This window comes from Enterococcus wangshanyuanii (assembly GCF_002197645.1).
GTDB lineage: Bacteria > Bacillota > Bacilli > Lactobacillales > Enterococcaceae > Enterococcus_L > Enterococcus_L wangshanyuanii.
The window spans coordinates 1,708,677-1,721,852 of record NZ_CP021874.1; the positions used below are offsets into that span (position 1 = coordinate 1,708,677).

General features: G+C 39.9%; 10 protein-coding genes. 2 read left to right on the forward strand and 8 right to left on the reverse strand.

What is annotated here, in order from left to right; translation table 11 throughout:
* Positions 1-14 precede the first annotated feature (14 nt).
* The 4 genes from CC204_RS08315 to CC204_RS08330 form a co-directional block, all read right to left on the reverse strand.
* The gene (locus tag CC204_RS08315; RefSeq protein WP_088269762.1) at positions 15-1,214 is read right to left on the reverse strand and encodes an MFS transporter; all 1,200 of its coding nucleotides are present in this window, start codon (positions 1,212-1,214) and stop codon (positions 15-17) included.
* A gap of 192 nt (positions 1,215-1,406) precedes the next feature.
* The gene (rsmA, locus tag CC204_RS08320; protein WP_088269763.1) at positions 1,407-2,294 is read right to left on the reverse strand and encodes a 16S rRNA (adenine(1518)-N(6)/adenine(1519)-N(6))-dimethyltransferase RsmA; all 888 of its coding nucleotides are present in this window, start codon (positions 2,292-2,294) and stop codon (positions 1,407-1,409) included.
* A complete protein-coding gene (rnmV, locus tag CC204_RS08325; protein WP_162288335.1) occupies positions 2,291-2,887 on the reverse strand; it encodes a ribonuclease M5 in 597 nt (198 codons plus the stop codon). The genes rsmA and rnmV overlap by 4 nt, the downstream gene beginning before the upstream one ends.
* A complete protein-coding gene (locus CC204_RS08330) occupies positions 2,887-3,654 on the reverse strand; it encodes a TatD family hydrolase (RefSeq protein ID WP_088269764.1) in 768 nt (255 codons plus the stop codon). Before CC204_RS08330 ends, rnmV begins: the two co-directional genes overlap by 1 nt.
* Before the next feature lie 151 nt (positions 3,655-3,805).
* On the opposite strand from CC204_RS08330, the gene CC204_RS08335 reads away from it, so the two are divergent.
* Together CC204_RS08335 and CC204_RS08340 are read left to right on the forward strand one after the other, a co-directional pair.
* A complete protein-coding gene (locus tag CC204_RS08335; RefSeq protein ID WP_088269765.1) occupies positions 3,806-5,977 on the forward strand; it encodes a HelD family protein in 2,172 nt (723 codons plus the stop codon).
* Between the two features lie 109 nt (positions 5,978-6,086).
* Positions 6,087-6,677 carry a hypothetical protein gene (locus tag CC204_RS08340; RefSeq protein WP_088269766.1) on the forward strand — a complete coding sequence of 197 codons (591 nt, stop codon included), beginning with the start codon at positions 6,087-6,089 and terminating at the stop codon, positions 6,675-6,677.
* 98 nt (positions 6,678-6,775) lie between these two features.
* Here the strand turns inward: CC204_RS08340 and metG are convergent, their stop codons facing one another.
* The 4 genes from metG to CC204_RS08360 all read right to left on the reverse strand — a co-directional run bounded on the left by metG (position 6,776) and on the right by CC204_RS08360 (position 13,101).
* Complete coding sequence (metG, locus tag CC204_RS08345) at positions 6,776-8,785, reverse strand: methionine--tRNA ligase (RefSeq protein ID WP_088269767.1); 2,010 nt, start codon at positions 8,783-8,785, stop codon at positions 6,776-6,778.
* Positions 8,786-8,943: 158 nt separating this feature from the next.
* On the reverse strand, positions 8,944-10,122 hold the full coding sequence (locus tag CC204_RS08350) for an NAD(P)-dependent malic enzyme (RefSeq protein WP_088269768.1): 1,179 nt from the start codon (positions 10,120-10,122) through the stop codon (positions 8,944-8,946).
* Between the two features lie 36 nt (positions 10,123-10,158).
* Positions 10,159-11,529 (reverse strand): class II fumarate hydratase, encoded by a 1,371-nt coding sequence (gene fumC, locus CC204_RS08355; RefSeq protein ID WP_088269769.1) that lies wholly within the window; start codon positions 11,527-11,529, stop codon positions 10,159-10,161.
* Positions 11,530-11,712: 183 nt separating this feature from the next.
* Entirely contained in the window at positions 11,713-13,101 is a 1,389-nt protein-coding gene (locus CC204_RS08360) for an amino acid permease (RefSeq protein ID WP_088269770.1), read from the reverse strand.
* Between the last annotated feature and the right edge of the window lie 75 nt (positions 13,102-13,176).

Below are 13,176 nucleotides of genomic sequence, written 5' to 3' on the forward strand. Positions count from 1 at the left end.
ATCCTTCTGTTTTTTCAAGCTTCCCCTTTTCGTTGAACCATCAATGTGATAAATCCTGATACAACAAACGAAACGGCAATAAAAATAAATGAACTAAAGAAATTGCCTTGAGACAATTGAATCAGTGCGCCAATGATCGTTGGTGCCACGAATCCTCCTGAGACACCTACGGCATTGATCGTTGCATATTTTGCAGATACTTCATCGGATGGAAAAATCTTTAAAGGAATACTCATCAACGTTGCAAATGCTAAACTAGCTGCCGCCACAGCCAAGGCCAAAAACAGCATACTCGCTACAAAGCTGCCTACCAGTGAAACCAAAATAGAAAAAGCCCCGCCGCCAATTGTAGCTACTAAAATCACATATTTTTCTCTACCCATAAAGTACTTATTGACCAGTACACCGCCTCCCATAGCTGCGACCATCGTAAATAGTCCAATGACAGCTGAAACATAAGCGGTTTGAGTTAAAGCAAGTCCATGCGCTTCAACAAGGTAGGTCGCCATCCAGCCATTTAAACCGTAGACGGCTGCATTGATGAAAAATGCCGCAAAAATCATGACCCACACATTTCGATCCTTCAACACTTCTTTGAAGGAAATCGATTGTTTATTTTGCAGTTGCTTTTTGACTCCGCCAAATTCTTTTGGAATCACAAAATACATCATGACCGCAATCAACATCACCAGTACGCCTAATAAGTAATAGGTTTTATGCCAGCCAATCATCACCAATAGCGGTGCGATCAGTAACGGCCCAATAATTGAAGCAAAACCTGATGAAGCGATCATCGTCGATTGTGCCGGACCGCGTTTTTCCAAAGGTAGTTCTTGTGAAATAAATGTACTTACTGAAGAGGGATATCCCGAATGAGCGACCGCTCCAGTCATAAATCGAACCATGATCAGATATAATAATGAAAAACCAAATCCGAATAAGCAAAGAAAAATACCTACTAAAAATACAGAGGTAATCATCATTTTTCTAGTACCGATTTTATTCGATAGATACCCAAATGGAATTTGAAAAATCGTATATCCTAAAAAGAAAGCACTTAAAATCAACCCTTTTTGCTGCGGATCAAAACCTAAATCCGTTGCAATCGTCACCAGCGACATACCAATCGTCATCTTGTCAACGTAGATACAGCTATAGCCTAAAAAAATAGCCGTAAGCATCCAAACAACATTTCTTGAGCCCCTTTTTTCCACAAAATTCCTCCTCACTTAAAGAAAGCGCTTTCTTATATTATGCTCGTTATTTGTGAAATGTCAATAACTCCAAGCGAATTATTTTGCACAAAGTCACAATTAATTGGTTTTTATAACACCCTTTATCGTTCAAAAAAAGAGAGCCAAAAATAAAACGGAGTCGCTTTATTTTTGGTTCTCTTTAGTTATCGTCTAGAGTGCCCGATTTTTTTCTAACTGATTACTTAAACGAGCAAACTCCTCTAAAGAAAGAGTCTCACCTCGACGTGAGGGATCGATTTCTGCCTCGGTCAAACTTTTTGTCAGCCACTCTTTAGTCGTTTCATCTTTGCCGTACGAATGAGTCAAATTGTTCCATAATGTTTTGCGACGGAGTTGGAATGAAGCTTTAGTCAACTTAAAGAATTCTTTCTCATTGATAACATCAACAGCTGGTTTGTCACGTTTCGTTAGTTTGATGATTGCTGAGTCAACATTTGGCTGTGGGATGAATACTGTTTTGGGCACAATAAATGCAATACTTGCTTCCATAAAGTACTGAACAGCGATCGACAAAGAACCATATGCCTTTGTACTAGGTTTTGCTGAAATTCGGTCAGCCACTTCTTTTTGCATCATGACGATCATCTCAGCCACCTCTAAATCAGATGCTAAAAAATGCATCATGATCGGTGTCGTGATGTAATAAGGCAGATTGGCTACCACTTTGATCGGTAAATCTTCTTTGAACACTTCTTTTGTGGTTCCAATTAAATCTGCTTTAAGTACATCTTTATGAACCACAGTTACATTGTTATACGGGCTAAGTGTGTCCTCTAAAACAGGAATCAGTCGGTCATCGATCTCAAACGCCAAAACCTGAGCTGCATTTTTTGCTAGCTGTTCGGTCAAAGCGCCGATTCCCGGACCAACTTCTATTACATTTGTCTGTGTATCGATTCCAGCAGTTTCAACAATTTTACGTAAGATATTCGGTTCTGTTAAAAAGTTTTGGCCTAAGCTTTTTTTGAATGAAAAGCCATGCTGCTTCAAGATCTCTTTTGTTCTTGAAGGTGTGGCGATTTCTTTATATTCTGTCACATTGATTCCTCCGATTTTTCACTCGCTGCTTGTATGATGGTATTCATAGCATCCGTAAGCTCTTTTTCTGTGATGCGAAACATTTTAAGTCGCTTCGTTAGCTGTTTGCTATTCGTATAACCAATGCGTAAGATATCACCTAATTTTTCCCGGCGTTCTTTTGCATGAGCTCCTGCTATTAAACCATATTCTATCAAGGTTTGTCGAGGGATTTCTTGATAATCATCTGCTTCATGAACAGGGGTGACAATTTTTTCCAATGCCTCTAAAATCGCTTCATCACTGGCATGTTCCACGCCTAAACTTGACCCGCGTTTTTTCGGTGCCGCCAGCCGTCTGGATAAGAAAGCATGTTTAGCATCTGGTACAACATCCATGATCGTTTTACGTATTTTTTCCCCTGAATAATCCGGATCCGTAAAAATGATCACACCTCTGGTTTCTTGTGCATGTTCGATTTGCTCTAAGATCTCTTCATTGATGGCTGAACCGATCGTTTCGATCGTATCTGCATCCACCACTTCCTGAATTCTTCTCGTGTCGTCTTTGCCTTCTACGACTATGATTTCTTCGATCCTCAGTTTTTCTGTCATTAGACTAACCTAAACAAACGATGGGTATTGGCAGTCGTTTGTGCGGCGATTTCTTCAAAAGGCATCTCACGTAATTCGGCAATTTTTTCAACTACATAACGCGTATAGCCTGGCTCATTTCGTTTGCCTCGATACGGTACCGGCGCTAAATATGGTGCATCTGTTTCTACCAATAGACGCTCAAGCGGAACCTCTTTTGCGACTTCTTGAACTTCTAACGCTTTTTTAAAGGTCACCACACCACTTAGTGAAATATGCATGCCCATGTCTAGAAATTTTTTCATCCATTCAGGATCACCGCTGAAACTATGCATGATTCCGCCGATATCACGGATATCTTCTTCTTTTAAAATGTTGTACGTGTCTTCCATTGCATCTCGTGTATGAATACTGATGGGTAGATTCATTTCTTTGGCAATCGCAATTTGACGTCTGAACACTCGATCCTGAACTTCTTTAGGATCCTCCATCCAATAATAATCCAAACCGATTTCCCCAAGAGCCACAACTTTTGGTGTCGTTAACAACTCCTGCAGCTCCTTTTCGATCGCAGGCGTATAACTCCCAGCTTCCGTTGGATGCCAACCGATAATACTTTGGATCTCCGGATACATTTGACTTAGTTCAAGTGATTTTTTGATCGTCGGTGTATCAAATCCAACAACCGCCATCTCAGTTACGCCCAGCTCCTTCGCGCGGGCAATCGTTTCAGGAATATCTTCATTAAATTGTTCTGCATTTAAATGTGTATGTGAATCAAAAATCAAGTAAAACCCTCCTCTGTCTTCTATACTTTATCACATTTTACGTAAAAGCTGAATGGACAGCTCTGAAAATTATCAGCATCTTCCAATTGCTTTATTAAAAAAAATAGCTTATACTAATCGGTCACGGCAATTTACGTCAGGAGGAATCACTATGTCAAACGATCGCACACAAGAAACCGAACATCTCCACCAAATTTACGAGGAACTAAGTCAAGCAAAAGATACCTATCAAACCGCTATTAATGAAGTCAACACGACAGGAAAGTCAGTGCTAGAGCAGTTTGGCGGTGATACAAAACTCAATTTTGATAGTTATTCGGATAATTTAGAAACGTTTGCCATGATGGAAATGAAAAATAGAGAAATCGATCAACTAAATATCCAAAATGCGACAGCTGCGAAACAGCTGGAAAAAGTCGAGCGCTTACTGAAAGTGCCTTATTTCGGGAAGATCGATGTCACCTTTTTAGACGCAGATGCTGATCGGGATGTGTTTTACATCGGGATGAATGACTTTACAAATTTAGAGGGTGAATCGCGCATTTATGACTGGCGTTCACCGATTGCTTCTCTTTTTTATAATAATGTTTTAGGCGATAGCAGCTACTTCGCCAATAAAACAGAGATCCCTGTCACCTTGAATCTAAAAAGGCAATTGATCATCGAAGAAGATCGCTTGATCAACTTTTTTGATACCAGCCTTGCGATCCAAGATGATATTTTGCTTCACTCGTTAGAAGCAGACTCTTCTCAATATATGAAAGATATCACCACAACGATCCAGCAGGAACAAAATGAGATCATTCGGGATGAAAGTCACCCATTACTCTTAGTCAACGGGATTGCAGGAAGCGGGAAAACGTCTGCGATCATGCAGCGAATCGCTTATTTACTTTATAATCATCGGACCAAAATTACTGCCGATGACATTTTACTACTTTCACCTAATTCAACATTTATCGATTATATTTCTCAAGTCTTACCAAATTTAGGTGAGCGAAATCCATTGAATTTGACGCTATTGCAATTTCTCAAATTTACCTTTCGTGAAAAAGCACCGATCGAAACGGAATCTGACTATTTTAAACGAATTACAGCTGAGCAAGTCAATGATCAACAAAGAGTGATTCAATCACAGAAATTTGTGGCTTTCATACAAGCCTTTCAAGAGCCCTCTTTGATCCAGCAATCACTATTTAAACCTATTTTATTTAAACGTAAACCGATATTTTCTGCTGAATTGATTTTTAGCTTGTATCAAGAAACACCGGCCACTTTAACGATCAGAGATCGACTTTCAGCAACAAAAGAAAAACTAGCAAGTTTATGGCGTCGTTATTTGATCAAGCAATCAAAAACAAAGCAAATGATCGATCAGATGCAAGATTTGACGGAAGCTGAACAATTACGCTACTTTGATACGACATTTGATGCCGAAGATGAGGAGCAATTAGTAGAATATGCCCTTCAACGGTTACAGCAAAAATACCGTAAAGTTGCAGAAGACATCGCTGATTTGGCCTGGTTCGATCAGTGGCTGCTTTTTGAAGCCTTATATCAGCAGGATCAAAAAGAGCCTTATCAACGAACGACCTCTGCGTATACTGCAGATGAAATAGTCATTTTATTACTGCTCAAAGATAAATTTATCGAGGATCTATCAAATCGACAAATGGCGTTTATTTTGGTGGATGAAGTCCAAGACTACACTGACGCTCAAATTCTTTTGCTGCTTAAATTATTCCCGCAAGCGAACTTTACATTAGCAGGAGATGAAAATCAGGCGATTTTTAATACATCGATCAGCTTTCTTGCACTACAAGAATTATTGTCGGCTTCTAGTCGTTCTGTTACTTCTTATCAATTGCTGAATAGCTATCGTTCGAGTAAAGAAATCACTCAACTTTTCCAGACATTAGTGACCAATCACGAAAAACTGAAGATCGTATCGATTCGAAAAGATGGAGAAAAACCTGTCTTTATTTCTTGTGAGGAGGAAAAAACGTATCTGGATACAGTGAATTCACTTTTAAATTCATTAGCTAACGAAGAAGATACTGTCATTATCACAAAAACAGCAGCCGAAGCCGAACACTTGAAACAACGACTTTCGCACAAATATGCTCAAATCCTGTCGATCGATATGGCGAAAGGACTTGAGTTTGATAATGTGATCATTCATGATCCGTCCAAAAGCCATTACGGTACGACTGACAGAGAGAAAAAAATTCTTTATACAGCGATTTCTAGAGGGATGAAACAGGTCTTTCTACCTTATATCGGGGAGCTTGCTGAGGTGTTTAACAGAAACGAGCATGCGTGATTCTTCAAACATCAGACTAAAAAACAGTCTTTAGTCTGATGTTTTTTTATCTGCTTCGCAGTACACTTAACTCCAGTCTGATTTTCAATTTGATAGGAGTGAGTGCTTTTTGAAAAATTTCTTCGAAGAATCTGACTTTTTAAAAACATCGATCCAAAAGAACGTAACGATTCAAAGGAAACCTCAAGTCAATACGGTCTGGCATTGGCTATTGCTGATTCTTTTCGGTCTATTGGCATACGGTACCATGACACAGCAATTTCTCCTGATAGGGCTCTTTATAGCAATTGCTGCGATCGTGAAAGGACCATTGATGCTTTTATGGGGAGCTATTTATTCAGCCTTGATCGCTTTTTTCCCACCTTTAGGGATCGTATTATCCATTGTATTTTTCTTGATAAATCTTGGAACTATCACTAAAAGCTGGCGAATCTCATTAACAAGTGCTTATTTTTATCTAGTACCGCTAATCGGCAGCGTCCTTCGAATGGTGATTAAAGATGAGCCTGATTATGCCGTTTTGATTTTTGTTGCCATTAGTTTATTAGGACTGCATTTTTTACTCAATTGGTTGTACAAAAATAATAGTTTGAGTAGAACCTTGACTTGGTCGATCATTAGCGTACCATATGCGTTATTGGTCATGCTTTTACCGACTCGTTTCCGCAGACTTAAAACGAATAAAAAATTAAAATTTTAGTCATATATCAAATTATTCGCATTAACAAAGAAAACAGCCAACGTATTTGTCTAAGTTAGGACTAGACTAATGCATTGGCTGTTTTTAATTTGTCTTAATTAAGCAATCCCTGCTCCATTCGGCATATCTTTTGGTGCATCGATAATTTGCAGCTTGCCATCTGGCGATTCTGCTGAAAGAATCATTCCCTGACTGATTTGTCCCCGCATTTTTCTCGGTTTCAAGTTGGCTACGATCACAACTTTTTTCCCGATCAAGGCACTTGGATCTGGATAAAATTCAGCTACGCCGGAAAGAATTTGACGATCTTGTCCATCACCAGCATCTAGTCGGAATTGTAGCAGCTTGTCTGCGCCTTTGACTTTTTTGCAGTCGACAACTTCGGCTACTTTTAGCTCGACTTTATCAAAATCTTCATACTTGATTTGTTTTTCCTTTGTTGAAACAAGTTCCGTTTCTTCAGGATCCCACTTGATTTCTTCTGCAGTGGTTTGTGCATTTTGGGACATTTTCTTTTGAATATAAATCACTTCTGTCTCGATCTCCAAACGAGGAAAAATCGGTGTCCCTTTAGCGACAACTTTGACCCCAGTTGGGAATTCCCCAAAATGGATATTTTCCATATTCATCGTATCAGGATCTAAGCCTAATTGTTCGAAGATTTTCCCTGGCGTCTCAGTCATTACCGGCTGTAATAAAATCGCTGCGATGCGCAAGCTTTCCGCTAAATGCACCATGACGCTATCTAGTTCGTTTTTCTTCTCTTCATCTTTGGCTAAAACCCAAGGTTGTGTTTCATCGATATATTTATTGGCTCTGGAAATCAAGGTCCACACTTCGGAAATCGCAGTGTTAAACTCCATTTTTTCCATTGCTTCATGATATTTTCCAATCACATTAGCAGCAGTTGTGGATAATTCGCTGTCAAATGGCGTCACTTTAGACGCATAAGTCGGTACTTGACCTTCACAATATTTATTGATCATCGCGATGGTCCTATTTAATAAATTACCTAAGTCGTTGGCTAAATCATAATTCAAACGAGAAACAAAGTCTTCCGGCGTAAAGACACCATCACTGCCGAATGGAATCGCGCGTAGTAAATAATAACGCAAAGCATCCAAGCCATAACGTTCCACTAGCATTTCAGGATAAACTACATTGCCTTTTGATTTAGACATTTTACCGTCTTTCATCAATAACCAGCCATGACCAAAAATCTTTTTCGGTAATGGTAAATCAAGCGCCATCAACATGATCGGCCAGTAAATCGTATGGAAACGAACGATTTCTTTTCCGACCATATGGACATCTGCCGGCCAGTATTTTTGGAATAAGCTATCATCTTCTGAACCATAGCCTAAAGCTGTGATATAATTCGACAACGCATCGATCCAAACATAAACCACATGTTTAGGATCTTTTGTTAGAGGAATCCCCCATGAGAACGTCGTACGTGATACAGCCAAATCTTCCAGGCCTGGTTTGATAAAGTTATTGATCATTTCATTCTTACGAGATTCCGGTTGGATAAATTCTGGATGTTCATTGTAATACTCAAGTAAACGATCCGCATATTTACTCATACGGAAGAAATAAGACTCTTCTTTGACTAGCTCAACTTCATGACCACTCGGTGCTTTACCGCCGATGACTTTGCCTTCTTCATCACGATACACTTCCGCTAATTGCGTTTCTGTAAAGTATTCTTCATCAGAAACAGAATACCAACCTTCGTATTCACCAAGATAAATATCGCCTTGTTCTAATAATTGATCGAAAATCTGTTGTACCGCTTTTTTATGGTAATCATCTGTTGTTCGAATAAATTTGTCATAACTGATATCAAGGGTTTTCCATAGTTTTTGAACATCAGCCGCCATTTTATCGACATATTCTTTCGGGGTAACGCCTAGTTCTGATGCTTTATTTTCAATTTTTTGTCCATGCTCATCCACACCTGTTAAGTAAAATACGTCAAAGCCCATCAAGCGTTTGTAACGGGCCATCGCATCACAGGCAATCGTTGTATATGAATTACCGATATGTAGTTGTCCGCTTGGATAATAGATCGGGGTGGTGATATAAAATGTTTCTTTTTCTGACATACAGAAACATCCTCCTTTAGCATTCTCTTGAATTTACTCCTAAACAGTATACCATACTTGGCTTTATTGAACTAGAAATCCTTGTGCTTTCTCCATATAAAAAGCATCAAATCATTCTTTTTTGAAAAAAATGACCTGATACTTTTACAAGAATTTTGTTATGAGCGGATCACACCGTCTTTTACAGCTGCTTCCACAACTTTTCGAATGATGATCTCAACCAAATCCGGATTGAATGGAGATGGAATAATATAATCACTGGTCAATTCAGATTCAGGAATAATTTCAGCAATTGCTTGGGCTGCTGCCAACTTCATATTTTCAGTTATCTTAGTCGCTCCAGCTACAAAAGCGCCCTTGAACAGTCCCGGAAAAGCCAGTACATTATTGATTTGATTGGGATGATCTGAACGACCTGTGCCGACTACAGCAGCTCCAGCTTCGATTGCATCCTGATAATCGATTTCTGATTCCGGGTTTGCCATTGGAAACACGATCGCTCCTTTATTCATTGAAGCAACCATTTCTTTTGTTACAAGCTTCGGCGCAGAAACACCGATAAAAACATCTGCTCCGACCATCGCTTCAGCCATCGTTCCTTGAAAATCTGCTACATTTGTAATTGCAGCAATTTCTTGCTCTAAGAAATCTAATGATCGTTCAGACTTTTTGCTTAACGCTCCGTCAATGTTAAAGGCAATCATATTTTTGACTCCAAAATGATGCAGCATTTTGATGATCGCGCTACCGGCCGCTCCAGTACCTGAGATAACGACCTTGATCTCATCTACTTTTTTATGGACGATTTTCAGTGCATTGATTAGAGCTGCAATCGTTACGATCGCCGTGCCATGCTGGTCATCATGAAAAACCGGAATATCTAATTCCTCGATCAAAGCTCGTTCAATTTCAACACAGCGTGGAGCAGAGATATCTTCCAGATTGATCCCGCCAAACGTTGGCGCCATTGCTTTAATGATTTGAATGATTTCTTTAGGATCTTTCGTGTCCAAACAAATCGGGATCGCATCGATATCCGCAAACTCTTTGAACAGCAATGCTTTACCTTCCATAACAGGCAACGCAGCTTTTGGTCCAATATCCCCTAATCCCAGCACAGCTGTTCCATCTGTCACTACTGCAACGGTATTTCCTTTCCAAGTGTAGTCGTAGATTTTGTCAGGCGTTTCATGAATTTGTCTGCAAGGCTCTGCTACACCTGGTGTATAAGCTAGAGACAGGTCTTCTTTCGTTTTCACTTTCGCTTTCGAATGAATATCGATTTTTCCACGCCATTCTTCATGTGCTTTCAATGCTTTTTCATAAATCGTTGTCATTTATTTTTTCTCCTTTCAAATCCATACAAGCAAACATTAGAAGTTATTTCCCAACATATGTTCCGGCCTTACCCACTGATCATATTCTGTTTCTGTCACCAAACCTGTCGATAGTGCCGCTTGTTTTAGCGTGACATTTTCTGCAAAAGCCTTTTTAGCAATCTTAGCACCATTATCATAGCCAATATACGGATTCAATGCAGTGACTAACATCAGTGACTGTTCGACATATTGATTCATCTTTTCCTGATTTGCCTGAATCCCACTTAAGCAATGCTCATTGAATGAACGTAAGCCATCCGTTAAAAGCTCAATGCTTTGAATCAAATTATACGCTAATACCGGCATGTATACATTCAATTCAAAATTTCCCTGTGATGCGCCAATACCGATCGTTGTATCATTTCCCATCACCTGAATGGCGATCATAGTCAATGCTTCGGCTTGTGTTGGGTTGACTTTTCCCGGCATGATCGAACTGCCTGGCTCATTTGCCGGAATCGTGATTTCTCCCAGTCCACTTCTCGGACCACTCGCCATCCAGCGGATATCATTTGCCATTTTCATAGCATTTGTTGCTAATGCCTTTAATGCGCCAGAGGTGAATACTACAGCATCCTTGTTTGCAAGCGCATGGAATTTATTTGAGTTAGCTGAAAACTGACTCTGTGTCTCTTCATTTAGGCTTGCAATAAAAAAATCGACATATTCCTTTGAAGCATTCAACCCAGTGCCAACTGCTGTTCCACCGATGGCTAATTGCTTCAACTCAGTCAAACTTAGCTCGATCATTTGTTTGGTATGCTCAAAACTAGAACGCCAGCCACTTACCTCTTGCGCAAATGTGATCGGGGTTGCATCCTGTAAATGAGTACGGCCGATTTTAATGACATCAGCATTTGCTGTTTCTAATCTGTTCAATGTATCTATCACCTGTTCTAACACAGGAAACAGTTCTCTTTGGATCAGCACAGTTGCAGCAATATGGATCGCTGTCGGAAACACATCATTGGAACTTTGAGACATATTCACATGATCATTTGGATGAACGTGGATACCTTCTTTCTCACACAAATGAGCGATCACTTCGTTCACATTCATATTTGTCTGCGTTCCGCTTCCCGTTTGCCAAAGCGACAATGGAAAATGTTCATCAACTGCCCCAGCAATGATATGATCTGCTGACTGCTGGATAGCCTGACTAATTGCTGTATCAAGCTTACCGGTAGCTTCGTTGGCTTTCGCCGCATGTTTTTTAACTATAGCTAACGCCTTGATCAGGGGCAGAGGCATTTTTTCAGCCCCGATATTAAAATTTTGACGGCTGCGTTGTGTTTGTGCGCCCCAAAGTGCTGTGTTCGGCACTTGGATTTCTCCCATAGAATCGTTTTCGATCCGATAGCTCATGATACCTGATCCTCTCCTTTATCTCCTCAGTTACTACAACTATACTGTAGTTCAACCTTTTTTTAAAATAAAATTTGTAACATTTCCTACCTGAATGTTTCTATCGTTCGTCCTTTGCCCATCTTTCGAAACAAAAATAGGGTAAAGCCAACTATTGTCATTTGCTTTACCCTAGCTCTTTATCTATTTCTCTGTTTTATGCTCATTGCTGTGCGCATAACCATACGTAAAGTAGATCACTACGCCTAACACTAACGCAATAGCAAATGCTTTCCAAGTGGCCGCCTGCAGCTGTAGCATCAGACCAATACTGACGATCACCAATAAAATTGGTAAAAACGGAACAAAAGGAATTTTAAATTCCCCTGGTTTAGGATCGCCATCTGTTTTTCTTAAACGAATGATCCCGATCGCCATCACGATCAAATACATCAATGTCACGATATTTGTCAGTTCCGCCAATAATTCCATTGGCACGAACCCAGCAAATAACATCGTGCAAATCCCTGCAACATATGTGGCATTTTTCGGCGTACGATTCTTTTCGTCGATCTTGCTCATAAATTTCGGCAAAAGCCCATCTTTACTGATCGCATAAATGATCCGCGCCAAACTGTACATCATCGAAATCGTCACCGTTAAAAGTGTTAAGATCGCACCAACTGAGATTACACCAGCAACACCATCCTGCTGCACAAAACGCATCGCAAAAGCCACTGGATCTTTTACACCAAGCGCATCAAAAGGCACGATACCAGTTAAGATCAATGTAACGATCACATATAAAACTGCAGTAATCAAAATCGAGCCGATGATCCCTCTAGGAATATCTTTTTGCGGATTTTTGACCTCTTCTGCAGTCATACTCACTGCGTCAAAACCTAAGAAAGCAAAGAAAACCACTGCGGCACCACTGATCACGCCTGAAAAACCAAACGGCATAAACGGCTGCCAATTATCCGGTTTTACATAAAAAATCCCAACAATTAAAAATAAAGCAATAATACCAAATTTTACAAAAACCATCACATTATTTAAACGCAAAGCGGTTTTAGCCTCTAAAGACACCCAGAACATCACAGCTAAAAGAACTAGCATCGCGACCAAATCAACGTATGTGCCATTCGCTGGATTATACGCACCGCTCAAAGCCTTAGGTAAATGAATCCCCAAACTGTTCAAAAAACCATGAACATAGCCGGACCAGCCGGAAGCCACAGACGAAACGGCTAAGAAAAATTCACAAATCACCAGCCAACCCGTCATCCAGGCAACAAACTCTCCAAAAACCACATACATATAGGCATAAGGTCCGCCAATCACCGGAATCCGTGAAGCAAACTCCGCATAACATAACCCTGCCAAAATGATTGCACCTGCTGCTACTAAAAACGATAAAGACAAGGCCGGACCAGCATCTCTTTGAGCTGCTACCCCAGTCACCACAAAAATTCCCGTTCCAACGATCGCACCGATTCCTAACATGATCAAATCCATCGTTTTTAGATCTTTCTTCATTCCACTCGGCTCAGTAGATAGATCCTCCAATGATTTTTTTCTAAACATCGACATTTCATTTCCTCCAATAAATTCAACTAACCATTATTCTTAGATAAATAATTGCATTTAATTCATAAAAATAAGCGT